Annotated in this window: 22 protein-coding genes; 12 read left to right on the forward strand and 10 right to left on the reverse strand. The window is 72.8% G+C overall.

Annotation, left to right across the window (positions count from 1 at the left end):
• Window positions 1-27: 27 nt before the first annotated feature.
• The 3 genes from ACZ619_RS18905 to ACZ619_RS18915 are packed head-to-tail and all read left to right on the forward strand — an operon-like array spanning window position 28 to window position 3,495.
• The gene (locus ACZ619_RS18905; protein WP_469599999.1) at window positions 28-600 is read left to right on the forward strand and encodes a hypothetical protein; all 573 of its coding nucleotides are present in this window, start codon (window positions 28-30) and stop codon (window positions 598-600) included.
• On the forward strand, window positions 600-1,997 hold the full coding sequence (locus ACZ619_RS18910) for a DUF6545 domain-containing protein (RefSeq protein WP_469600000.1): 1,398 nt from the start codon (window positions 600-602) through the stop codon (window positions 1,995-1,997). Before ACZ619_RS18905 ends, ACZ619_RS18910 begins: the two co-directional genes overlap by 1 nt.
• On the forward strand, window positions 1,990-3,495 hold the full coding sequence (locus tag ACZ619_RS18915) for an NAD(P)/FAD-dependent oxidoreductase (protein ID WP_469600001.1): 1,506 nt from the start codon (window positions 1,990-1,992) through the stop codon (window positions 3,493-3,495). Before ACZ619_RS18910 ends, ACZ619_RS18915 begins: the two co-directional genes overlap by 8 nt.
• Window positions 3,496-3,544: 49 nt before the next feature.
• On the opposite strand, the gene ACZ619_RS18920 is transcribed toward ACZ619_RS18915, so the two are convergent.
• Window positions 3,545-4,621: an MBL fold metallo-hydrolase gene (locus ACZ619_RS18920; protein ID WP_469600002.1), complete on the reverse strand. Its 1,077-nt coding sequence runs from the start codon at window positions 4,619-4,621 to the stop codon at window positions 3,545-3,547.
• A gap of 192 nt (window positions 4,622-4,813) precedes the next feature.
• Between ACZ619_RS18920 and ACZ619_RS18925 the strand changes: the two genes are divergently transcribed.
• Complete coding sequence (locus ACZ619_RS18925; RefSeq protein WP_469600003.1) at window positions 4,814-6,271, forward strand: aldehyde dehydrogenase; 1,458 nt, start codon at window positions 4,814-4,816, stop codon at window positions 6,269-6,271.
• Between the two features lie 6 nt (window positions 6,272-6,277).
• The gene (locus ACZ619_RS18930) at window positions 6,278-6,511 is read left to right on the forward strand and encodes a ferredoxin (protein ID WP_469600004.1); all 234 of its coding nucleotides are present in this window, start codon (window positions 6,278-6,280) and stop codon (window positions 6,509-6,511) included.
• A 59-nt stretch (window positions 6,512-6,570) separates the two neighbouring features.
• Here ACZ619_RS18930 and ACZ619_RS18935 read toward each other — a convergent pair whose 3' ends face one another.
• Both ACZ619_RS18935 and ACZ619_RS18940 read right to left on the reverse strand, forming a co-directional pair.
• Complete coding sequence (locus ACZ619_RS18935; protein WP_469600005.1) at window positions 6,571-7,197, reverse strand: maltokinase N-terminal cap-like domain-containing protein; 627 nt, start codon at window positions 7,195-7,197, stop codon at window positions 6,571-6,573.
• Between the two features lie 354 nt (window positions 7,198-7,551).
• Window positions 7,552-8,193 carry a TetR family transcriptional regulator gene (locus ACZ619_RS18940; RefSeq protein WP_469600007.1) on the reverse strand — a complete coding sequence of 214 codons (642 nt, stop codon included), beginning with the start codon at window positions 8,191-8,193 and terminating at the stop codon, window positions 7,552-7,554.
• A 220-nt stretch (window positions 8,194-8,413) separates the two neighbouring features.
• On the opposite strand from ACZ619_RS18940, the gene ACZ619_RS18945 reads away from it, so the two are divergent.
• From ACZ619_RS18945 to ACZ619_RS18955, 3 genes are read left to right on the forward strand one after another with little or no spacing between them, the layout of a single operon-like run.
• Window positions 8,414-9,835: a glycosyltransferase family 4 protein gene (locus ACZ619_RS18945; protein ID WP_469600008.1), complete on the forward strand. Its 1,422-nt coding sequence runs from the start codon at window positions 8,414-8,416 to the stop codon at window positions 9,833-9,835.
• Window positions 9,829-10,653 carry a class I SAM-dependent methyltransferase gene (locus ACZ619_RS18950; RefSeq protein ID WP_469600009.1) on the forward strand — a complete coding sequence of 275 codons (825 nt, stop codon included), beginning with the start codon at window positions 9,829-9,831 and terminating at the stop codon, window positions 10,651-10,653. The genes ACZ619_RS18945 and ACZ619_RS18950 overlap by 7 nt, the downstream gene beginning before the upstream one ends.
• Window positions 10,650-11,720 (forward strand): prenyltransferase/squalene oxidase repeat-containing protein, encoded by a 1,071-nt coding sequence (locus tag ACZ619_RS18955; RefSeq protein ID WP_469600010.1) that lies wholly within the window; start codon window positions 10,650-10,652, stop codon window positions 11,718-11,720. The genes ACZ619_RS18950 and ACZ619_RS18955 overlap by 4 nt, the downstream gene beginning before the upstream one ends.
• Before the next feature lie 5 nt (window positions 11,721-11,725).
• Here ACZ619_RS18955 and ACZ619_RS18960 read toward each other — a convergent pair whose 3' ends face one another.
• Complete coding sequence (locus tag ACZ619_RS18960) at window positions 11,726-12,019, reverse strand: hypothetical protein (protein ID WP_469600011.1); 294 nt, start codon at window positions 12,017-12,019, stop codon at window positions 11,726-11,728.
• A gap of 149 nt (window positions 12,020-12,168) precedes the next feature.
• Here ACZ619_RS18960 and ACZ619_RS18965 point away from each other — a divergent pair, with 149 nt between their 5' ends.
• A complete protein-coding gene (locus tag ACZ619_RS18965; protein WP_469600012.1) occupies window positions 12,169-12,735 on the forward strand; it encodes a hypothetical protein in 567 nt (188 codons plus the stop codon).
• Here the strand turns inward: ACZ619_RS18965 and ACZ619_RS18970 are convergent.
• The 5 genes from ACZ619_RS18970 to ACZ619_RS18990 all read right to left on the reverse strand — a co-directional run bounded on the left by ACZ619_RS18970 (window position 12,732) and on the right by ACZ619_RS18990 (window position 18,254).
• On the reverse strand, window positions 12,732-13,742 hold the full coding sequence (locus ACZ619_RS18970; RefSeq protein ID WP_469600013.1) for an LLM class F420-dependent oxidoreductase: 1,011 nt from the start codon (window positions 13,740-13,742) through the stop codon (window positions 12,732-12,734). The genes ACZ619_RS18965 and ACZ619_RS18970 overlap by 4 nt on opposite strands.
• Window positions 13,743-13,841: 99 nt before the next feature.
• Window positions 13,842-14,642, reverse strand: coding sequence for a hypothetical protein (locus ACZ619_RS18975; RefSeq protein WP_469600014.1), 801 nt, complete (start codon window positions 14,640-14,642; stop codon window positions 13,842-13,844).
• 152 nt (window positions 14,643-14,794) lie between these two features.
• On the reverse strand, window positions 14,795-15,715 hold the full coding sequence (locus tag ACZ619_RS18980) for an N-acetylmuramoyl-L-alanine amidase (RefSeq protein ID WP_469600015.1): 921 nt from the start codon (window positions 15,713-15,715) through the stop codon (window positions 14,795-14,797).
• 22 nt (window positions 15,716-15,737) lie between these two features.
• The gene (locus tag ACZ619_RS18985; RefSeq protein WP_469600016.1) at window positions 15,738-16,385 is read right to left on the reverse strand and encodes a class I SAM-dependent methyltransferase; all 648 of its coding nucleotides are present in this window, start codon (window positions 16,383-16,385) and stop codon (window positions 15,738-15,740) included.
• 114 nt (window positions 16,386-16,499) lie between these two features.
• Window positions 16,500-18,254 carry an MFS transporter gene (locus tag ACZ619_RS18990; protein ID WP_469600017.1) on the reverse strand — a complete coding sequence of 585 codons (1,755 nt, stop codon included), beginning with the start codon at window positions 18,252-18,254 and terminating at the stop codon, window positions 16,500-16,502.
• A gap of 215 nt (window positions 18,255-18,469) precedes the next feature.
• Here ACZ619_RS18990 and ACZ619_RS18995 point away from each other — a divergent pair, with 215 nt between their 5' ends.
• The 3 genes from ACZ619_RS18995 to ACZ619_RS19005 all read left to right on the forward strand — a co-directional run bounded on the left by ACZ619_RS18995 (window position 18,470) and on the right by ACZ619_RS19005 (window position 21,204).
• On the forward strand, window positions 18,470-19,660 hold the full coding sequence (locus tag ACZ619_RS18995; protein ID WP_469600098.1) for a lipid-transfer protein: 1,191 nt from the start codon (window positions 18,470-18,472) through the stop codon (window positions 19,658-19,660).
• 186 nt (window positions 19,661-19,846) lie between these two features.
• Window positions 19,847-20,386: a SigE family RNA polymerase sigma factor gene (locus ACZ619_RS19000; RefSeq protein WP_469600019.1), complete on the forward strand. Its 540-nt coding sequence runs from the start codon at window positions 19,847-19,849 to the stop codon at window positions 20,384-20,386.
• Entirely contained in the window at window positions 20,386-21,204 is an 819-nt protein-coding gene (locus ACZ619_RS19005; protein ID WP_469600021.1) for a hypothetical protein, read from the forward strand. Before ACZ619_RS19000 ends, ACZ619_RS19005 begins: the two co-directional genes overlap by 1 nt.
• 25 nt (window positions 21,205-21,229) lie before the next feature.
• On the opposite strand, the gene ACZ619_RS19010 is transcribed toward ACZ619_RS19005, so the two are convergent.
• Window positions 21,230-21,862: a response regulator gene (locus ACZ619_RS19010; RefSeq protein WP_469600100.1), complete on the reverse strand. Its 633-nt coding sequence runs from the start codon at window positions 21,860-21,862 to the stop codon at window positions 21,230-21,232.
• Between the last annotated feature and the right edge of the window lie 193 nt (window positions 21,863-22,055).

Genomic DNA, 22,055 nt, shown 5'->3' on the forward strand with positions numbered 1-22,055 from the left:
GCCGACCGCACGCGAGGGCGCCGGCGCATGAGCCCGAGACGATCGCCCAAGCGGTTCGTCGACCGGCTCGTCCGGGACACCGCCCGCACGCTGGACCCGCCGACGGAACCCGAGGCGTTCCTGCACGCGCTGTGCGCCACGCTCGGCCCGGAGCTGGACCGCCCGGTCAGGCTCAGGTTCGTCGCCTTCCCGCCCGGACTCGGCGTCTCCGGGATCACCCTCGCCATGGACGACGAGTACATCGTCGTGGTCGAGGAACGGGCCGCCGCCGCCCACAAGTTCGTGATCACCGGGCACGAGGCCGGCCACATCCGCTTCGGCACGCTCGACGTGCACCACCCGTCCGGCGTGCCCGCCGCCGCGCGCGTCCTCCTCGCCCGTGCCGAGGAGGACGTCCCCTGGGGCCGGGTCGTCGCGCTGGCCACCCGCTCGCCCGCCGCCCCCGCCGAGCGCGCCGAGTGGGAGGCCGAGGAGTGCGGGCTGCGGCTCGCCGCCAAGTTCCGCAAGGTCGTCGGGCCGTACGCGGCGACCGGCCGCACCACCCAGGACACCCTGACCGACCGGCTGTCGTCCTCGTTGGGCAACATCGGCGGTCCGTGATGGCCGTGGACGCGAACCGGCACTGGGACATGGCGGGCTGCCTCGCCGCCTACGCGGTCCCGGCCGCGCTGATGGCCGTCGCCTTCGCGATCAAGCTGCCGCTGCTCCGGCGTGCCTGGCAGGACCAGATCCTGCGCGCCACCGCGCTGCTGCTCGGCATCGGGGCGGTCGTCTTCGCGTCGCTCCCGCCGGCCAACCTGCACCGCATCAACGAGCTCACCGGCGTGCCCAACTTCGCCGGGTTATGGGTCTACTCACTGCTCACCGCCTACTGCGGCGCCTGCCTCTGGCTGATCATCACCTGGCGCGAGCCGCCGTCCGCCGCCCGCCGCCGCAGGACCCGGCTGGTGTGGGCGGGGTACGGCGTCATCATCGTCGGCCTCTGGGTGACCTTCGCGCTCGGCGACCACCATGTCGAACGGCTCCGGGACCTGGACACGTACTACGCCGACACCCCCTGGATGCGCGAGCACATCATGCTCTACCTCCTCGCGCACATGGTGTCGGCCGTGGTCGCCGCGGCCATCCTGTGGGCCTGGCTCAAGGAGATCGCCGACACCTGGCTGCGCCGCGCGGTGGTCTGCCTCCAGGTCGCCTACGCGCTCGGGTTCGTCTTCGACATCGCCAAGACGACCGCCGTGGCGGCCCGTTGGGCGGGCCGCGACTGGGACTGGCTCTCCACCTACGTGGCCCCGCCGTTCGCCATCGCCGAGGCGTTCCTGGTCTCGGTGGGCTTCATCGCCGGCCAGGCCGGACCGTACGCCGACGAACAGCGGCGGCTGCGGCGCAGTCACCGCCGGCTGGAGCCGCTGTGGCGGGTCATGCTGACGGTGGGCGCGCCACCGGCCCCGGCCACCTGCCGCGTCTTTGGTGCCGCGCTCCGGCTGGAACTGCGCCGGGCGGCCATCAACGACGGCCTGCTCGGGCTCGCCCCCCACCTCAGCGCGGCACGCCGTGAGCGGGTCCGGCGCGCGGCCGAGGCCGCCGGCCACAGCGGGGCCGCTGCGCGGGGGATCGCGGGCGCGGTGGACATCCTGGTCGCCACGGACGCGGCCCGCGCCGCCACCTCCGCCGACCGGGCCACAGACCCCGCCCCGCACACCGCCCCGCACACCGCCCCGGCCACAGACCCTGCCCAGCACACCGCCCCGGCCCCGGCCCCGGCCACAGACCCTGCCCCGCACACCGCCCTGGACGCCACCTCGCCCGGCACCGCGCCCACCGCCGTGCATCGCACCTCGCCCGGCACCCCGCCCCCCGCCCGTCACAGCGCCCGCACCGATGTCCCCGATGGCGAGCTGGAGTCCGTGGCGTACGCGCTGCGGGCGCACTCGCCGGTCATCGAAACGTTCCGCCGGCAGGCGGCCGCCACAGAAGGTCTCCGCATCCATGTCTGACCTCATGCCCGACAGCGCAACCGCAGCGGGCCGCCGCACCGCGATCGTCATCGGCGGCAGCACCGCCGGACTGCTCACCGCCTCGGTGCTCGCCACCCGCTTCCACGAGGTCGTCGTGGTCGAGGCCGACCGGCTGCCCGAGGGCCCCGAGCACCGCAAGGGCCTGCCGCAGGCCCGGCACGCCCACCTCCTGTGGTCCGGGGGCGTGGCCGCGCTGGAGGACCTGCTCCCCGGCCTCACCGGCGAACTCGTCGGACGCGGCGCCGGGCTGATCGACGTGATGCGGGACCTGGTCAGCAAGGCGCCGACGGGCCAGTGGTTCCGGCGGTTCACCGACGCCCGGCACAGCATGATCGTGTGCAGCCGGGACCTGCTGGACGCGGCGGTCCGCGCCGACGTCCTGGGCCGGCGCCGGGTCGCCCTGCGGGACGGCACCCGGGTGGCGGGCCTGGTCGGCGACCGCCACCGGGTGACCGGAGTCCGGCTCTCCCGCACCGACGGCAACGGCGGCAACGGCGGTACTGACGGCAACGGTGGCACCAACGGCGTTGACTGCGGTGGTGACGGCGGCGGCGAGCCCGGTGTCCTGTACGCCGACCTGGTGATCGACGCGAGCGGCCGCGCCTCCCGGACCCCGCAGTGGCTGACGGAACTGGGCCTGCCGCCGGTCGTGGAACGCGTCGTGGACGCCGGGGTGGCCTACGCCAGCCGCGTCTACGAGGCCCCGCCCGCCACCACCGCCGTGCCCCGCTACCCCGTCGTGAACGTCCAGGCCGACCCGCGCCAGGCCCCCGGCCGCGGCGGGGTCCTCGTCCCCGTCGAGGGCGGCCGCTGGCTGGTCACCCTCTCCGGCACGCGCGGCGGCCGGCCGAGCGCCGATCCTGGCGAGTTCGAGCGGTTCGCGCTGCGCGGTCTGGCGGACCCGGTGATCGGCCGGCTGATCGCCGGCGCCAAGCCGCTGACCGACCCGGTGACCACCCGCAGCACGGCCAACCGCCGCCGCTACTACGAGAACGCGCCGGTCTGGCCGGAGGGCTTCGCGGTGGTCGGCGACGCGGTCGCCGGCTACAACCCGGTCTACGGCCACGGCCTTTCGGTCGCCGCCCAGAGCGCGATCGCGATCCGCGAGGTCCTCGACCGGCACGGCGCCCGTACGCCCGGCACGGGCCGCCGTATCCAGCGCGCGGTGGCCCGGCCGGTGGGCAACGCGTGGAACCTGGCGGTGGGACAGGACGCGAACTACCCCGGCGCGGCCCCGCAGCCGCCCACGGCGGTGGAACGGCTGCTCTCGGCGTACGTCGACAGGGCGGTGGCGGCCGGCGCGGAGAACCCGCGCGCGCTGCACGGCCTGCTGGACGTGATGAGCCTGAGGACCCCGCCGACCCGGCTCTTCGCCCCCGACATGCTCTGGAACGTCCTCGCCGGCCCCCGCAAGGGCCCCCTGGCCGAAGCCCCCCTGTCGGCGGCGGAACGGAAGGCGGCCGGCCTGGAGGGCTAGTCCGTGCACGCGGCGGCCCGGCCGCGCCGTCCACCGCCGCCCGCGCCTTCTACCGCACCGCCACGTACGTCACCGGATCGGTGCCCGTCACCGCCTCGGCGCGGCCCAGCTTCACCAGGCGCCGCAGATGGGCCTCCGCCTCCGAGACGGCGATGTTCCGTGAACCGTAGGGGATCTGCTCCCAGGGCCGGTTCCACTCCATCCGTACCGCCAACTCCCATGCGGTGAGCGGCTGTTCGAGGAGAAGCAGCAGTCCGGCGAGGCGTTCCTCGTGGTGGGCCAGCAACTCCCTTACCCGTCCCGGCGCGTCGGTGAAGGCGTACTGGTGGGCCGGGAGGACCTCCGCGGGGCCGAGCCGCCCGACGCGTTCCAGTGAGTCGAGGTAGTCGCCGAGCGGGTCGGTCACCGTCGCGTCGTCGGGGTCCTCGTAGAGGCCGATGTGCGGGGTGATCTCGGGCAGCAGGTGGTCGCCGGAGAACAGCCTTCCGTGGCCCGGGAGTTCACCCGGATGCGTCTCCTCCAGGTGCAGGCAGACATGGCCGGGGGTGTGTCCGGGCGTCCATACGGCACGCAGCCGACGCCCCGGCAGGTCGAGCAGTTCGCCGGGCACGATCTCGCGGTCGGGGAGGGCGGGGGAGAGCCCCGGCAGGGAGGCGCGGCGACGCCCGCCGCGCAGCGGTGCCACGTGCTCCTCGGGCGCCCCGGCGGCCGTCAGCTTCGCCGCCATGTAGCCGAACCACCGCTCGGACCTGGTCTCCCGGGTCCGCCGTACGATCGCCGCGTCGGCCGCGTGCATCGCCACCCAGGCCCCGGACGCCTCCCGCACCCGCCCCGACAGCCCGTGGTGGTCCGGGTGGTGGTGGGTGATGACGACCCCGGCGACCTCCCGCACGCCCGTACCGCAGGCGTCGAGGCCCGCCACCAGCACGTCCCACGACCCGGGGTCGTCCCACCCGGTGTCGACCAGCACCGGCCCCCGGTCCGTGTCCACGACGTACACCAGCGTGTACCCGAGGGGGTTGTCCGGGATGGGCACCTCGACGGAGCGCACACCCCCGCCGTGGTCGTGCACGACCGCTCCCGCTCCCGCACCCGCCGAAGCCGACCCGCCCTGACTGTTCGCCATCCTGCCGCCCTCCGCCCCCGCACCGCCGCACGGCCATCGCTCACTATAACTAGAACTGGTTTCACATCGGACGGCCCGCCGGAAAGTTCCCCCGCGGACTCCCCGTCCGGCGCCGGAGCGCACCGCCCTGGCTTAGTTCAACTAGAACTGGTATCAGTTCTGAGACATCGTCAGGAAGGGTGGCGGGGCGCCATGACCGAGTTCCTGGAACACGGACAGCTGTTCATCGGCGGGGAGTTGACCGACCCCCTGGGCAAGGACGTCATCGAGGTGATCTCGCCGCACACCGAGGAGGTGTTCGGGCGGGTGCCGCACGCCTCGCGGGAGGACGTGGACCGGGCGGTCGCGGTCGCGCGGCAGGCCTTCGACGAGGGGCCCTGGCCGCGGATGACCCTCGACGAGCGGATCGAGGTCGTCACCCGGATCAAGGACGCGATCGCCGTGCGGCACGAGGAGATCGCCCGGGTCATCTCCTCCGAGAACGGCTCCCCGTACTCCTGGAGCGTCCTCGCGCAGGCGCTCGGCGCGATGATGGTCTGGGACGCGGCGATCAGGGTCGCGCGCGACTTCACCTACGAGCAGACCCGCGACGGGGTGCTGGGCAGGATCCTGGTGCGGCGGGAGCCGGTCGGGGTGGTGGCGGCCGTGGTGCCGTGGAACGTGCCCCAGTTCGTGGCCGCCGCCAAGCTCGCCCCCGCGCTGCTCACCGGCTGCACGGTGGTGCTGAAGCCGTCCCCGGAATCGCCGCTGGACGCGTACATCCTCGGCGAGATCACCAAGGAGGCCGGCCTGCCGGACGGGGTGCTCTCGATCCTCCCGGCGGACCGCGAGGTGAGCGAGTACCTCGTCGGGCACCCCGGCGTGGACAAGGTCTCCTTCACCGGGTCGGTCGCGGCCGGCCGGCGTGTGATGGAGGTCGCCGCCAGGAACCTCACCCGCGTCACCCTGGAGCTGGGCGGCAAGTCGGCGGCGGTCGTGCTGCCGGACGCGGACGTGGCCACCGCCGTCGCCGGGATCGTCCCGGCGGCCTGGATGAACAACGGCCAGGCGTGCGTCGCCCAGACCCGCATCCTGCTGCCGCGCTCGCGCTACGACGAGTTCGCCGACGCCTTCGCGGCCGCGGCCGGCGCCCTGAAGGTCGGCGACCCGCTGGACCCGGCCACCCAGGTGGGCCCGCTCGTCGCCCGCCGCCAGCAGCGGCGGAACCTGGACTACATCCGGATCGGCCAGGAGGAGGGCGCCAAGATCCTCACCGGCGGCGGCCGCCCGCCGGGCCTGGACAGGGGCTGGTACGTCGAGCCCACCCTCTTCGGCGGCGTCGACAACTCCATGCGGATCGCCCGCGAGGAGATCTTCGGCCCGGTGATCTGCCTCCTGCCCTACGGCGACGAGTCCGAGGCGCTGAAGATCGCGAACGACTCGGACTACGGGCTGAGCGGAAGCGTGTGGACGGCGGACGTGGCGCACGGCATCGAGATCGCGCGCCAGGTCCGGACCGGGACGTACTCCGTGAACACCTTCAGCCTGGACATGCTCGGCCCGTTCGGCGGCTACAAGAACTCCGGTCTGGGCCGGGAGTTCGGGCCGGAGGGCTACGGCGAGTTCCTGGAACACAAGATGATCCACCTGCCGGCCGGCTGGGAGGCGTGAGCCGCCATGGGTGACCGCTGGCACGTCGAGGTCGACCGCGCCGTCTGCATCGGCTCGGCCCAGTGCGTCCACCGCGCCACCGGGGCCTTCCGCCTCGACTCCGCCATGCAGTCGCACCCCGTGGAGCCGGAGACCGACGCCAACGGCAGGGTCCTGGACGCGGCGGAGAACTGCCCGGTGGAAGCCATCACGATCACCCTGCTGGACACCGGGGAGCCGGTCTTCCCGCCCGAGGACTAGGCGCTCGTGATGGATCTCCGCGGCGTCGCGGCGTTCCGCGGAGATCCGTCACAGGCGCCCTAACCCCTCGCCAGGCTGACGAACAGGGCCCGGGCGCGGGTGCCGTCCGGCTGTTCCCAGGCGCCGGAGACGTGTCCCACCGTGCCGTCCGGCGGTGTCGAACCGGCGCTCAGCACGCGCCGCAGCCGCAGCACCAGCCCGCCGCCCGGTACGGCGAACTCGGTGCTCCCGTCGGTGTCGGCGGGCGCACCGAGGCCGGCGACCGGTCCCGCCCCGGCGTAGGCGCGGACGACCTCCCGGTCGGGGGTGTCGGTCAGGCTCTGCGCCTGCGCCCGGGCGCGGCCCTCGACCAGCGCGAGCAGCTCCGCCGTCAGCACCGGGTCGTGGCAGCCGTCGTACACCCAGCGCGGTCCGAGCACCCCGTGCTCCATGGTGCCGACGAGCGCGTGCCCGGCGCCGTCGAGCGGGGCGCCGCGGTAGGTGAGCGGCACGAGGTAGGCCTCCGGCCCCTCGGTGACGACCATGAACTCGATCCCGACCTCGCCCGCCGGGTCGTCGAGCCGGAACCCGCCCGCCTTCACCGGCTCCGGTGCGGCGGAGCCGCGGTACCAGGGGCGGGTGGGCAGCCAGGCGGCGAGGAGTTCGAGCTTGGTGGGCTTGAGCGTGGTGCGGTGGATGATTGCCATGGGGCGATTCTCGGACCGCGCGGACGGGCCCGGCCAGGGACTTTCCGACTCGGCGCGGCGAGTGTGCCCGGCAGGGCGCGACACATGCGCACACTTAGCAGAAAAAGTCCAGAAAATCCAGCTTTGGGGGTTCCCTTCTCGCCCGGGCGTTCTATGCTGGGAACAGCCTGCGAGGCGAGTGAGGGAGTCCGAGCGCAGTAGCCGACTCTGGCGTGACGCAGATGCAGAAGCATCCGCCGGTGCCGACGTCGACGGTCGGGCTGAGAGGTCGGAAGGCAGTGGTCGGGCCGGACGGCGACCCCCATCACCTGATCCGGACCATGCCGGCGAAGGGAACCCGTCTCGTAGGTCTTCTCATGCCCGGCGGCCCGCGGGCGCCTCCGGCTCCGTCAGGTCGATCAGGCGGCACACCGTCTCGATGTCGATCTTCACCTGGGCGATGGAGGCGCGGCCGGAGAGCCAGGTGATCAGGGCCGAGTGCCAGGTGTGCTCGATCACCCGGACGGCGGAGAGCTGGGCCGGGGTGGGGTCGGTCAGGCCCATCGCGTCCAGGATGATCACCGTCGTCTGGCGGGAGACCTGGTCGACCTCGGGGGAGACGCTGCGGTCGGCGAAGGTGAGGGCGCGGACCATCGCGTCGGCGAGGTGGGGCTCGCGCTGGAGGGCGCGGAAGGCGCGCATCAGGGTCTCGGCGACCCGCTGGGACGCCGTGTCGCCCGCCGGGGGCTTCTTGCGGAGCGTGCCGTGCATGTGCTCCAGCTGGTCCTGCATGGTGGCCACCAGCAGATGGACCTTGGACGGGAAGTAGCGGTACAGCGTGCCCAGGGCGACCTGTGAGGACTCGGCCACCTCGCGCATCTGCACCGCGTCGAAACCGCCCCGGCTGGCCAGCTGGGCGCTCGCGTGCAGGATCCGGCGGCGCCGGGCCTCCTGCCGCTCGGTGAGCGGCGGGGTGGCCGATCTGGCGCCGATGTCCACCTTGGCTTCCGCAGGCATGGGTCCCGTCCGTGACAGTCGGTGAGGGCAGTGCTCGGGGCGAGTGATCAGACAGCATGGCAGGGGTTCGCGCCGTGGCGCGAATCACCTGATCCACTGCTCACTCCACCCCTACCTGCCGGTAGATTCAGAGCCTCCTGAACGATCAAGTCTGTAACTTGTTCTAGATTAGCGTCCCGGCGTACTCTCGCGGGAAAGTGCAGGGAGAAGGGGGCCCGGAGTGACCGCTGAGGCCAGGCGGGCGGGTGTCAGGAAGGACCCCGCCGCCGACGGCGAGCGACCGCTCGACATCGCGCTCCTCACCTATAAAGGGAACCCGTTCTGCGGCGGCCAGGGCGTCTACGTACGGCACCTGTCGCGGGAACTGGCCCGGCTCGGCCACCGCGTCGAGGTGATCGGCTCACAGCCGTATCCCGTCCTCGACGAGGGCTACCCCGGCCTCACCCTCACCGAGCTGCCCAGCCTCGACCTGTACCGGTCCCCGGACCCCTTCCGCACCCCGAAACGGGACGAGTACCGGGACTGGGTCGACGCCCTCGAAGTCGCGACCATGTGGACGGGCGGCTTCCCCGAGCCGCTGACCTTCTCGCTGCGCGCCCGCCGCCATCTGCGCGCCCGCGCCGGTGAGTTCGACGTCGTCCACGACAACCAGACGCTCGGGTACGGCCTGTTGGGCGACGTCGGCGCGCCACTGGTCACCACCATCCACCACCCCATCACCGTCGACCGGCAGTTGGAGCTCGACGCGGCCGGGGGATGGCAGCGGCGGTACTCCGTACGGCGCTGGTACGCCTTCACCCGGATGCAGAAGCGGGTCGCCCGCAGGCTGCCCTCCGTGCTCACCGTCTCCGGCACCTCCCGCCAGGAGATCGTCGACCACCTCGGGGTCCGGGACGACCGCGTCCACGTCGTCCACATCGGCGCCGACACCGATCTCTTCTCGCCGGATCCCGCCGTGCCCCGGGTACCCGGGCGGATCGTCACCACCTCCAGCGCCGACGTGCCGCTCAAGGGGCTGGTGTACCTCGTCGAGGCCCTCGCCAAGGTGCGGACCGAGCACCCGGCCGCCCACCTGGTCGTCGTCGGCAAGCAGCCCACCGAGGGGCCCGTCGCGCAGGCCGTGGAGCGCTACGGCCTCGACGGCGCCGTCGAGTTCGTGAAGGGCATCTCCGACGCCGAACTCGTCGACCTGGTCCGCTCGGCCGAGGTCGCCTGCGTGCCCTCGCTCTACGAGGGGTTCTCGCTGCCCGCCGCCGAGGCCATGGCCACCGGCACCCCGCTGGTCGCCACCACCGGCGGCGCGATCCCCGAGGTCGCCGGCCGCGACGGCGAGACCTGTCTGGCCGTACCGCCGGGCGACCCCGGAGCACTGGCCGCCGCGCTGAACCGGCTGCTGGGCGACGCCGACCTGCGCACCCGCCTCGGCGCGGCCGGCCGCGCCCGGGTCCTCGCCAACTTCACCTGGGCCCGGGCCGCCGAGGGCACCGTCTCCCACTACCGGGAGTCGATCGCCCGCGCCGCGGGCGACGGCTCCGCGTCACCCCGGACCGCGGGCCGCCCCGCGCCCCGGCACCCCGGCCGCCCCGCGGCCGCCCCCCTCGCAGACGTTGCATCCACTCCCGAAGGCAGGGCCACGTGCTGACCGTCGACTTCTCCCGGTTCCCGCTCGCGCCGGGCGACCGCGTCCTGGACCTCGGGTGCGGGGCCGGCCGGCACGCGTTCGAGTGCTACCGGCGCGGCGCCCAGGTCGTGGCCCTCGACCAGAACGCCGAGGAGATCCGCGAGGTCGCCAAGTGGTTCGCGGCGATGAAGGAGGCCGGCGAGGCCCCGGCCGGCGCCACGGCCACCGCCATGGAGGGCGACGCGCTGGCCCTGCCCTTCCCCGACGAGTCCTTCGACGTCGTCATCATCTCCGAGGTCATGGAGCACATCCCCGACGACAAGGGCGTGCTCGCCGAGATGGTGCGCGTGCTCAGGCCCGGCGGCCGGATCGCCGTCACCGTGCCCCGCTACGGCCCCGAGAAGGTCTGCTGGGCCCTCTCCGACGCCTACCACGAGGTCGAGGGCGGTCACATCCGCATCTACAAGGCCGACGAACTGGTCGGCAAGATCAAGGAAGCCGGTCTGCGGCCCTACGGCAGCCACCACGCGCACGCCCTGCACGCGCCGTACTGGTGGCTCAAGTGCGCCTTCGGCGTCGACAACGACAAGGCGCTGCCGGTACGGGCGTACCACAAGCTGCTGGTCTGGGACATCATGAAGAAGCCGCTGGCCACCCGGGTCGCCGAGCAGGCGCTGAACCCGGTCATGGGCAAGAGCTTCGTCGTCTACGCCACCAAGCCGCACCTGCCCGCGGTCCCCGACAAGGCCGACAAGGCCGACAAGGCCGACAAGGCCGGGACGACCGACAAGGCGGCGAAGACCGGGACGACCGCGAAGACCGGGGCGGCCGCCAAGTGACCACCCCCCGGACAGAACACCTCGTCCTGCCCGGGGTCCTCACCGCCGAGCAGGCCGCCGCGACCGTCCGCGGCATCCTCGCCGTGCAGCGGGAGGACGGCGCGATCCCGTGGTTCCGCGGACACCACCTCGACCCCTGGGACCACACCGAGGCCGCGATGGCCCTGGACGCGGCCGGCGAGCACGAGGCCGCCGAGCGGGCGTACACCTGGCTCGCCCGGCACCAGAACGAGGACGGCTCCTGGTACGCGGCCTACGCCGACGGCGCCCACGACGACGTCACCGACCGCGCCCGCGAGTCCAACTTCGTCGCCTACATAGCCGTCGGCGTCTGGCACCACTACCTCTCCACCGGCGACGACACCTTCCTCGACCGGATGTGGCCCGCCGTCCACGCGGCCGTCGAGTGGGTGCTCGGGCTCCAGCAGCCGGGCGGCGAGATCGGCTGGCGCCGCGAGGACGACGGCACCCCCGCCGCCGACGCGCTGCTGACCGGGAGCTCGTCGGTCCACCACGCGCTGCGCTGCGCGCTCGCCATCGCCGAGCAGCGTGAAGAGGCCCAGCCGGACTGGGAGCTGGCCGTCGGCACGCTGCGGCACGCGATCCGGCGCCACCCGGAGCGGTTCCTCGACAAGGACCGCTACTCGATGGACTGGTACTACCCGGTCCTGGGCGGCGCGCTGACCGGCGCGGAGGCGGGCGACCGGATCCGCAAGGGCTGGGACCGGTTCGTCGTGCCCGGCTTCGGGGTGCGGTGCGTGGTCCCCAACCCGTGGGTGACGGGCGGCGAGTCGGCCGAGCTGGCCCTGGCCCTGTGGGCGGTCGGCGAGTCCGACCGGGCGCTGGAGATCCTCCAGTCCATCCAGCACCTGCGGGACGCGGAGTCGGGGCTGTACTGGACCGGGTACGTCTTCGAGGACGACGCGATCTGGCCCCGGGAGCTGACCACCTGGACCGCGGGGTCGCTGCTGCTGGCCGTGGCCGCGCTGGGCGGGCACGACGCCACGTGCGCGGTGTTCGGCGGGGAGCAGCTGCCGTCCGGGCTGGAGGCGGACTGCTGCGCCTAGGGCACTCAGTGCCGGTGCATGCGGTTGGCTATCGCGTGTCCCACGAACAGGTAGACGACGGCGGCCAGGCCGTAGCCCGCCACCACCCTCGCCCACGCCCTGTCGAACGTGAACAGGTCGTACGACCAGCCGGCCAGCCAGGCGGCCGCGTCGTGGACGAACCGCACCAGGCTGTTCGCGCGGTTCGCGTCCAGCAGGTACATCAGGATCCAGAGGCCCAGGATCAGGGCCATGACGTCGGCGACGGCCGCGACGACCGTTCCTGCCTGATTGGCACCCTTGCGAGATTCAGCGGACATGCCTTTCCGGATTGCCGCCGAACGCCGCTTGAAACCCGGACGGCGCCGGTCTCGCGGACCGCCCCGAGTGGCGGAGTACGCCCATCTGGGTGAGGCTGCCGGAGGAAGCACCCGCTCGGGGAGGACACCGAGACACACGGGAGGTCCCCGTGCCCGTACCGATACGGCGCCTCGTCGTCGCGCTGACCCTGTGCTGCGCCCTGGTCGCAGGCGCCACCGCCTGTGCCGGCAGCGCCCAGAGCAAGTCCACGGACACCGGCCTGATGGCCGTCCCCGTGGCCGACACGCCAAGTCCGAGTACGTCCGCGGAGAAACAGAAGTTCGCCAAGACCAGGTTCGTCGCCAACGCGAGTCTCGCCGCGGGCGCCACCTACCAGTGGATCGTCAAGCCGTGGAAGGCGGGCAAGTTCAAGAAGGGCGCCCACGGACGCACCTTCACCCTGATCAAGGCCGCCGCCGCGGGCGCCTTCGCCTACAACCGGCTCAAGGCCGCCAAGACGAACGCCCAGGGCGACCCGCTGCTCTCCAAGGCGATCGCGCCGCTCACCGCGGGCATCGACGCCCTGAAGGACCTGCCGTCCAAGCTCCGCAAGGGCGACGGGAACGCGGCCGGTGCCTTCGACGACATCATCAACAAGGTCAAGGAGGCAGGGCAGAACGCCGGCGCCCCGGTGCACAACCAGGTGCCGTCGGCCGGCCAGCTCGCCGGAGGCTAGGAGTTCAGCTCCGCGAGCACCCGCAGCGTGTGAGGGTCCGGTGCCAGGGCCAGCAGGTCCGTCACCGGCCCCTTGCGCCACAACTCCAGCCGCTCGGCGATGCGTTCGCGCGGGCCGACCAGTGAGATCTCGTCGGCGAACGCGTCCGGCACCGCCAGCACGGCCTCCTCGCGGCGACCGGACAGGAACAGCTCCTGGATCCGCCGGGCCTCCTCCTCGTACCCCATGCGCGCCATCAGGTCGGCGTGGAAGTTGCGGGCCGCGTGGCCCATCCCGCCGATGTAGAAGCCGAGCATGGCCTTCACGGGCAGCAGCCCCGCCGCGACGTCGTCGCAGACCCTGACCTGGGCCAGCGGGGCGACGCGGAACCCCTGCGGCAGGTCGGCCACCGCCGGGCCGTACACCTCGGGCCGGCTCGGCGCCCAGTACAGCGGCAGCCAGCCGTCGGCGATCCGGACCGTCTGGGCGACGTTCTTCGGCCCCTCCGCGCCGAGCAGGACCGGCAGGTCCGGGCGGAGCGGGTGGGTGATCGGCTTCAGTGCCCTGCCCAGCCCGGTGGCGTCCGGTCCCCGGTACGGATGCGGGTGGAAGCGCCCGGCGGCCTCGACCGGCCCCTCCCGCCGCAGCACCTGCCGTACGACGTCCACGTACTCCCGGGTCGCGGTCAGCGGCGACTTCGGGAACGGGCGGCCGTACCAGCCCTCGACGACCTGCGGCCCGGACAGCCCGAGCCCCAGCAGCACCCGGCCGCCCGACAGGTGGTCCAGGGTCAGCGCGTGCATCGCGGTGGTGGTCGGCGACCGGGCCGCCATCTGGGCGACGGCCGTGCCCAGTTCGATGGTCGAGGTCCGCGCCGCGATCCAGGTCAGCGGGGTGAAGACGTCCGAGCCCCAGGACTCCGCCGTCCACACCGACGCGTACCCGAGCCGCTCCGCCTCCCGGGCCAGCTCCACATGGTCGGGCGAGGGACCGCGCCCCCAGTAGCCGAGAGCCAACCCGAGCCGCATCACGACCTCCTGACGGAACATCAGACCGCCGAACGGCGACCGACTGTACGACAACGGCCCCTCACCCGGAAGGGCAAGGGGCCGTGCGTACGGGCCGGTTCAGCCGCGCTGGATCCCGGAGGTGTCCTGCAGCACGCCACGACGGCCGTCCTGCGTCTGCGCCACCAGGGCACTGCCGCGCTGCTCCACCGCCAGGTACCAGGTGCCGGGCGCCAGTTCGGCGATCGGCGCGGACGCGCCGTCCTCCGAGAACAGCGGCCGGGCCACCGGGACGGCGAACCAGAACGGCGAGAAGTCGGGCGCCGGCGGCTGCTGCACGGCGGCCGGGGGCTGCTGCGGGTTCTGCTGGCCGAACGGCTGGCCGGGCTGCGGCTGGCCGCCGTAGGGCTGGCCGGGCTGCGGGGCGCCGGCGCCCGGGTAGCCGTAGCCGCCGGGGGGCTGGGCGCCGTAGGGCTGCGGGGCGGGCGGCGCGGGGGCCGGGACCAGGGCCGTCTGGAGAGCGGGGACCAGCGGGGTGGCGACGGCGGCCCCGGCGATGGCCAGGGCCGCGAGCAGGCCGAGGAACAGGCCGGCGCCGGCGTCCACGCCGTCGGAGAGGTCCACCAGCGACCAGAACAGGGTCCAGGCGGAGAGGATCGCGAAGCCCGTGCCGACCATGCCGAGGTCCAGGCCGAGCACCTTGCGCTGCTGGGGCAGGGCGCGATGGAGAACGATCAGCGCGCCGCCGATGACGGCCCCCATGTACGTGCCCAGGCCCGTTCCGAGGTCGTCCCATGCGTTCCGGCTGATGGAGTAGCCGGAGCCGGAGTACGAGTAGGCATCGAGGAACGACGCGATGAACAGCAACACCGCTGCTCCGATCACCACGCCGTCGCCTCTAGTGAGGGAGCGGATATTCACTTCAGGTCCTTCGTAGGTCGTCTCGTCGGCGGAGGAGGCGTCGCGGGGGTGTGCCCCTCATCCCAGGAACCGATTGCGGAAATCGTAGGAATCTTAGAAGGACAATATCGCCCGTGTGCCCGGGGTGTCCGCCCGGACCTGTCCGCCGATGCCTACCCGCGCAGGAAACTCACGATTCCCTCAGAGATTCCCTCCGCCGCCTTCTGCCGCCAGGCACCGCTGGTCAACAGTGCCGCGTCCTTGCTGTCGCGCATGTTGCCGCATTCGATGAACACCTTGGGAACCGTTGACAGATTGAGACCGCCGAGATCCTTGCGTACGTCGAGACCGGTGCCGTTGCCCACGTAGTTGGAGGGGGCACTGCCGGTGGACTTCGCGAAGCCGGTCTCCACGTGTTCGCCGAGGGTGCGCGAGGGGGCGACGATCGGGCGGGTGTCGGCGGCGCCGGAGTGCACGGACGCGGGCAGGATCACATGGAAGCCGCGGTCGCCCTCGGGCGCCCCGTCGGCGTGGATGGAGACGGCGGCGTCGGCGTGCGCCGCGTTCCCGATCTCGGCGCGCTTCGTCACGCACGGCCCCCACGCGGGCCGGTCCCCGTCATGGGTCAGCTTCACCGTGGCGCCCTGCTTCTCCAGCAGCGCGCGCAGCCGGTGCGCGACGTCCAGGGTGAACCGGGCCTCGCTGTAACCGGCGTTGGTCGAGGTCCCCGTCGTGTCGCACTCCTTCCAGTTCGTCCCGATGTCCACCTTCTGGTTGATCTCGGACGTGTGCTGGAAGTTGCCCGGGTTGTGCCCCGGGTCGATGACGACGACCTTGCCCGCGAGCGAGCCGGCGGGCGTCGGGCTCGCCGCCTTGGCGTCGCCACCGGCCGGCGTCCCCGCCGACGCCGGCGCCGACCCGGGTGTGGCCGCGTCCGCCTGCCCGGTGCCGTCGCCGCCGGGGCCGCCCACCTGCTCGTACACCACCCAGCCGAGCAGTGCGCCGGGCACCAGCGCGGCGAGGGCGACGGTCAGCGGTGTCCGCCGGGAGCGGCGCTGCTGCGGGGCGGGGAATTCCGGTCCTGTGTACGACACGTCAGCGACTCTAACCGCGCCCTCAGATCCCCGCCCCCGTTCGCCGCAGCACGCGCAGCGAGTCGTGGGCGGAGACCTCCGTGAACGCGCCGGACTCCAGCGCGCGGAGGTAGACGCGGTAGGGGGCCTGCCCGGTGAACTCGTCCTCGGGCTCGGGGAAGACGTCGTGGATGACGAGGAACCCGCCTTGCGCCACATGGGGGGCCCAGCCCTCGTAGTCGGCGGTGGCGTGCTCGTCGGTGTGCCCGCCGTCGACGAACACCAGGCCGAGGGGGGAGTTCCAGAACGCGGCGACCCGGGGCGAGCGGCCGACGACCGCGACGACGTGCTCCTCCAGGCCCGCCCGGTGCAGGGTCCGCCGGAACGTCGGCAGCGTGTCCATCAGCCCGATCTCCGGGTCCACCGTCTCCGGGTCGTGGTAGTCCCACCCCGGCTGCTGCTCCTCGCTGCCCCGGTGGTGGTCGACGGTGACCGCGACCACCCCGGCCGCGCGCGCGGCGTCGGCGAGCAGGAGCGTGGAGCGCCCGCAGTACGTCCCGACCTCCAGGAGCGGGAGCCCCAGCGTCCCGGCCTCGACGGCGGCCGCGTGCAGCGCCAGCCCCTCGTGCGGGGGCATGAAGCCCTTGGCCTCCTCGAACGCGGCGAGAGTCCTGGGCTCGGGCGCTGCCATCGGGGTCCCTTCGGTCGTACGACGGTCTCGGCGCCCCATGCTGCCGCACCCCCCGCCGGCGAACCGACAGGGGGTGCGGATGTCACGCTCCGGACCCGCTCGGGGCGCGCCCCGTCAGGCGCTGACCGTCTTCCCGGGCAGCGCGAGGTCCAGGTCCACGGCCCGCGCGTTCCCCGCGTGCGTCGCCGAGGACGCCAGCGGTTCGTGGCCGGCCGCCTTCGCGGCGAGCACGTACGCCCCCTCGGCCGGCACGGCGAGCGCGTAGGAGCCGTCCTCGCCGGACAGCGTGGCCCCCGCCTGCCGGCCCCGCCGGTCGATCAGGGTGACCTTCGCGCGGGCGACCGGCGCGCCGTCGGCGGACAGGACGCGTCCGCGGAAGCCCCGCAGGACCTCCTCGGCCCGCTCCAGGTTCGCGTCCTCCTCGCTGCTGGCCCGCAGCCGCGTGTGCCGGACGGCCTCCGCCGCCGCCCTGCTGCGCCCGGGCAGGAAGACCGCGAACAGCAGGCCCACCGCCACCGCGGCCGTCGCGATGAGGAAGGAGACCCGGAAGCCGTGCATGGTCGGGACGGCGACCCCGCCCACGTCGTTGGCCGTGTTCGCCAGCACCATGCCGATGACGGCGCTGGAGACGGAGGTGCCGATGGACCGCATCAGCGTGTTGAGGCCGTTCGCCGCACCCGTCTCCGACGCCGGGACGGCGCCGACGATGAGCGCGGGCAGGGAGGAGTAGGCGAGGCCGATGCCGGCGCCGAGGACGACCGCGATGACCAGGCTCTGCCAGGCCGCGCTCATCAGGCCGAGGCCGGCGCCGTAGCCGATCGCGATGATCAGCATGCCGATGATGAGGGTGGTCTTGGGGCCGTACTTGGCGGACAGCCGCGCGTACACGGGGGCCGTGAACATCATCGTCAGGCCCAGCGGGGCGACCAGCAGGCCCGCGCCGACCATGGACTGGCCCAGGCCGTAGCCCGTGGCCTTCGGGAGCTGGAGCAGCTGGGGGAGGACCAGCGAGACGACGTAGAAGCTGACGCCGACCATGATCGAGGCGAGGTTGGTGAACAGCACCGCGGGGCGGGCCGTGGTGCGCAGGTCGACCAGCGGGGCCCGGTGGCGCAGCTCGAAGAGGCCCCACAGCAGCAGGACGGTGACGGAGGCGGCGAACAGGCCGAGCGTGGTCCCGGACGCCCAGCCCCAGTCGCTGCCCTTGGTGACGGGGAGCAGGAGCAGCACCAGACCGGCGGACAGGCCGAGCGCGCCGGCCACGTCGAACGAGCCCTCCGCGCGCATCGGGGACTCCGGGACGGTCAGGAGGGTCAGGACTATGGAGAGCACGCCGAGGCCGGCGGCGCCGTAGAACAGGGCGTGCCAGTCGGTGTGCTGGGCGACCAGGGCCGCGGCGGGCAGCGCGAGGCCGCCGCCGACGCCGATCGAGGAGCTCATCAGGGCCATCGCCGAGCCGAGCTTCTCGCGCGGCAGCATGTCGCGCATCAGACCGATGCCCAGCGGGATCGCGCCCATGGCGAAGCCCTGGAGGGTGCGGCCGACGATCATCGTGACCAGATCGCTGGTGAGCGCGCTGACGAGGGCGCCCACCACCATCACGGCGAGGCTGAGGATCAGCATCCGCCGCTTGCCGTACAGGTCGCCGAGGCGGCCCATGATCGGGGTGGCCACGGCACCCGACAGGAGCGTCGAGGTGAGGACCCAGGTGGCGTTGCTGGGCTCGGTGCCCAGCAGCTGCGGGAGGTCCTTGATGACCGGGACGAGCAGGGTCTGCATCACCGCGACCACGATGCCCGCGAAGGCGAGGACCGGGACCACGGCCCCGCTCGCGCCCCGGGCGGGCTGGTCGGTCGTCGTGTGCGTCATTGAGTGAGGCCTCCGGGCCAGGAGAGTGACGGGAAGTGCGGCATCCGTGCGGGATAAGTGCCCGGTAAACCTCGTATGCGCAGGCAACTATTCCGTTGCTTCGAGCTGCTAACGAATTCTTGACCGTCCCATGGGTTTCTGATCTGCCGTCAGGGGCTGGCTTGTTGGTGGAACGTGTTCTAGTCTCACGCGCCATGGATGCCGCCACGAGGGTCATGAAGGCGTATGTCGCCGGGGTCGGGATGACGAAGTTCGAGAAGCCCGAGACCCGTGACTGGCAGTACTGGGACATGGTCCGGGAAGCCGGCGGCTCCGCCCTCGCGGACGCGGGGATCTCGTACGGCGATGTGGAACAGGTTCCCGTCGGCTACTGCTTCCAGCCCTCCACGGCCGGTCAGCGCGCCGCCTACGAACTGGGTCTCACCGGCGTCCCCGTCTACAACGTCAACAACAACTGCGCCACCGGCGCGACCGCCCTGATGCTGGCCCGCCAGCTGGTCGAGGGCGGGGCGGCCGACTGCGTGCTCGCCCTCGGCTTCGAGAAGATGAAGAAGGGCGCGCTGGGCGGCGGTGCCGACGGAGGGGACTTCGCCACGTCCCCGGTCGCCCGGCACTACGGGATCATGGCGGCCCGGCACGGCTTCGAGATGACCCCGCCCACCGCGCAGATCTTCGGCAACGCGGCCCGCGAGCACATGGAGCGGTACGGCACGACCGAGGCCCAGCTCGCCGCGGTGGCCGCGAAGAACCACCGGCACTCCGCGCTCAACCCGTACGCCCAGTTCCAGGACGTGTACGAGGTCGACGAGATCCTCGCCGCGCGCACGGTCCACCGGCCGCTCACCAAGCTCCAGTGCTCGCCCACTTCCGACGGCGCGGCGGCGGCCGTGGTCGTCTCGGAGCGGTTCGCCGAGCGGCGCGGGCTCACCGGGCTCGTCGAGATCGTCGCCCAGGCGATGACGACCGACACGGAGGAGTCCTTCGCCTCCGGCTCGTGCATCGACGTCGTCGGGCAGCCGGTGTGCCGGGCGGCGGCGCGGCAGGTGTACGACCGCTCCGGCCTCGGTATCGAGGACGTCGACGTCGTGGAGCTGCACGACTGCTTCTCCGTCAACGAGTTGCTGACGTACGAGGCGCTCGGCATGTGTCCCGCCGGGGAGTCCGGCAAGCTCGTCGAGTCCGGTGCGACCACGTACGGCGGGCGCTGGGTGGTGAACCCCTCGGGCGGGCTCATCTCCAAGGGGCATCCGCTGGGCGCGACCGGGCTCGCGCAGACCGCGGAACTGGTGTGGCAGCTGCGGGGTGCGGCGGGGGACCGGCAGGTGCCGGGCGCGCGCGTCGGCCTCGCCCACAACATCGGCCTGGGCGGGGCGGCCGTGGTGACGCTGCTGCGCGGGGCGGTGTAGGCCGTAGGACGGCGCGGAGTGGTGCAGGCCGTACGACGGCGCTGAGTGGTGCAGGCCGACGGGGTGGGCCGGAGAGCCGTCGCGGGGTGGGCCGGAGAGTCCTTGCGGGGTGGGCCGGAGAGTTCTGGCGCGGCAGGCAACGGTCCGGGGGGCTCGTGGACTCCTCTTTACATCTAGGAGGTGTCCATGGGGGAGCGGAAGGACGCTCGGAACGAGGAGTTCCAGAGCTTCGTGATCGGCCGCTGGCCGCGGCTGATGCGTACGGCATTTCTTCTCACGGGGGAGCAGCACGCCGCCGAGGACCTGGTCCAGTCGACGCTCGAACAGGTCTTCGTGGCCTGGCGGAAGGTCGGCTCGGCCGACGACCCGGAGGCGTACGTACGGCGCGTGATGATCAACGCGCACGCGCGCCGGCACAGAAGGAAACTCAAGGAGTTCCTGGCGCCCAGGGACGACTCGGGCCTGGTGCGCGAGGTGCCGGACACGGGGGACCGGATCGCCCAGGCCGACGACCGCAGCGCGCTGCTCAAGGCGCTCGCCCAACTGCCGCCGCGGCAGCGGGAGGCGGTGGTGCTGCGCTACTGGGAGGACCTGACGGAGACCCAGACGGCGGAGGCGATGGGCTGTTCGGTCGGCACGGTGAAGAGCAACGCGGCCAAGGGGATCGCGAAACTCCGTGCCATACCGGGGCTGGCCGACATGGTGGCGCAGGGAGGGCGTAACTGATGAGCGCGGACTGGGAGAACCACGACATGACACAGGCGGAAGCGGACATCGCACTCCTCCTCGCGGACGCCACGGACGAGGTCGAGATCGGTATAGCCCCCGTGCAGGCGGTGATGCGCGGCGGCAGGCGGCGCCGGGCCCGGCGGTGGGCGGTGGCGGCGGCCACGGCGGTGGTGGTGCTGGGCGGGTCGGCGGGTGTCACGCTGGCGTTCGCCGGGCTGCCCGGGGAGCACCGGACGCAGGTGGCGGCACCGCCTGCCTCACCCGAGGCGCGGCATGTGTACGAGCCGCAGCGGACCGAGGTCTCACGGGGCACGTACCACGGCGAGGAGTGGGACGTCAGTGTCCAGGTGTGGGGAGCGCCGCGCAACGAGACCGAGGCGGACCGGCAGTTCGACGCCATGGCCGAACTGGGCATGAAGCCGGCGGACGTCCGCGGGCCCGCCGATCTGATCGGCAAGATCTCCTACTTCGCGACCCGGGGCTGGGGTCAGGAGCACGTCCAGCAGGTCATGTTCAACACCGTCCGCACACCGGAGCCCTACGCGGGCACGGACCTGGAGGCCATCGCGACCCGGTTCTCGTCCGACTCCGTGAGCTCGGGGCGGCTGGTGATCGGCATGGTCGCCAAGACCGCCCAGGAGGTCACCTGCCGCTGGAAGGACGGCCGGACCAGCGTGGCCCGCCCCGCCGACGGCTTCTCGGCGCACGACGACGGCAACGCGATCCGCACGGTCGACGGCTTCCCGACGGCGAACTGGTTCGTCTGCGTGGCCCCGCAGGGCACGGTCTACCAGGCGGCGGAGGTGACGAAGTAGCCCCGTCGGCGAACCTGCCGGGAGGTCAGAGCCAGCCCCGCTGCCGGGCCTCCCGTACCGCCTCCGTGCGGTTGCGGGTGCTGGTCTTGCCGATCGCGGCGGAGAGGTAGTTGCGGACCGTCGACTCCGACAGGTGCAGCTTCGCCGCGATGTCGGCGACGGTCGCGCCGTCCGCCGACGCCCTGAGCGCGTCGCACTCGCGGGCGGTGAGCGGGTTGGGTCCGGCGCTGAGCGCGGCCGCGGCCAGCGCCGGGTCGACCACGGTCTCCCCGGTGAGCACCCGCCGGATCGCCTGGGCCAGCTCCTCCACCGGGCCGTCCTTGACGAGGAAGCCGGCCGCCCCGGCCTCCATGGCCCGGCGCAGATAGCCGGGCCGGCCGAAGGTGGTGAGGATCAGCACCCGGCAGTCCGGCGCCTGGTCGCGCAGCTCCGCCGCCGCGTCCAGCCCGCTCATGCCCGGCAGTTCGATGTCGAGGAGCGCCACGTCGGGCCGGTGGAGCAGCGCCGCGTCCACGATCGCGTCACCCCTGCCGACCTGTGCGACGACCTCGATGTCCGGTTCCATCCCGAGCAGTAAGGCGAGGGCTCCGCGCATCATCCCCTGGTCCTCGGCGAGCAGCACCCTGACGGACTTGGCGGGCCGGTGGGACCTGGGCATCTCGTTCACAGCCCAAGCGTAGCTTCGGGGGCGGCAATTAAAGACTCGTCATTGTTCCGCTCCGCAGGGCTTGACGGCGCTTGACCGTGCTCAAACAATCGCCTCTGCAATTCCCCGAATGGCCGGCGAACGGTCGGCATTTCGACCGCCGAATAGGTTCGGTATTTCGGTCGAACGTCGTTCGGTATACCGA

The sequence above is a fragment of the Streptomyces sp. NPDC104367 genome, from assembly GCF_055583825.1.

Excerpts from the sequence above, each read along its gene's own strand:
- ACZ619_RS19010 (WP_469600100.1), bottom strand. The coding sequence starts at position 21,862 with ATGCCCAGGTCCCACCGGCCCGCCAAGTCCGTCAGGGTGCTGCTCGCC.
- ACZ619_RS18995 (WP_469600098.1), top strand. The coding sequence starts at position 18,470 with ATGAAGGCGTATGTCGCCGGGGTCGGGATGACGAAGTTCGAGAAGCCC.
- ACZ619_RS18990 (WP_469600017.1), bottom strand. The coding sequence starts at position 18,254 with ATGACGCACACGACGACCGACCAGCCCGCCCGGGGCGCGAGCGGGGCC.
- ACZ619_RS19000 (WP_469600019.1), top strand. The coding sequence starts at position 19,847 with ATGGGGGAGCGGAAGGACGCTCGGAACGAGGAGTTCCAGAGCTTCGTG.
- ACZ619_RS18905 (WP_469599999.1), top strand. The coding sequence starts at position 28 with ATGAGCCCGAGACGATCGCCCAAGCGGTTCGTCGACCGGCTCGTCCGG.
- ACZ619_RS18985 (WP_469600016.1), bottom strand. The coding sequence starts at position 16,385 with ATGGCAGCGCCCGAGCCCAGGACTCTCGCCGCGTTCGAGGAGGCCAAG.
- ACZ619_RS18925 (WP_469600003.1), top strand. The coding sequence starts at position 4,814 with ATGACCGAGTTCCTGGAACACGGACAGCTGTTCATCGGCGGGGAGTTG.
- ACZ619_RS18930 (WP_469600004.1), top strand. The coding sequence starts at position 6,278 with ATGGGTGACCGCTGGCACGTCGAGGTCGACCGCGCCGTCTGCATCGGC.
- ACZ619_RS18935 (WP_469600005.1), bottom strand. The coding sequence starts at position 7,197 with ATGGCAATCATCCACCGCACCACGCTCAAGCCCACCAAGCTCGAACTC.
- ACZ619_RS18915 (WP_469600001.1), top strand. The coding sequence starts at position 1,990 with ATGTCTGACCTCATGCCCGACAGCGCAACCGCAGCGGGCCGCCGCACC.
- ACZ619_RS18970 (WP_469600013.1), bottom strand. The coding sequence starts at position 13,742 with ATGCGGCTCGGGTTGGCTCTCGGCTACTGGGGGCGCGGTCCCTCGCCC.
- ACZ619_RS18920 (WP_469600002.1), bottom strand. The coding sequence starts at position 4,621 with ATGGCGAACAGTCAGGGCGGGTCGGCTTCGGCGGGTGCGGGAGCGGGA.
- ACZ619_RS18940 (WP_469600007.1), bottom strand. The coding sequence starts at position 8,193 with ATGCCTGCGGAAGCCAAGGTGGACATCGGCGCCAGATCGGCCACCCCG.
- ACZ619_RS18910 (WP_469600000.1), top strand. The coding sequence starts at position 600 with ATGGCCGTGGACGCGAACCGGCACTGGGACATGGCGGGCTGCCTCGCC.
- ACZ619_RS19005 (WP_469600021.1), top strand. The coding sequence starts at position 20,386 with ATGAGCGCGGACTGGGAGAACCACGACATGACACAGGCGGAAGCGGAC.
- ACZ619_RS18960 (WP_469600011.1), bottom strand. The coding sequence starts at position 12,019 with ATGTCCGCTGAATCTCGCAAGGGTGCCAATCAGGCAGGAACGGTCGTC.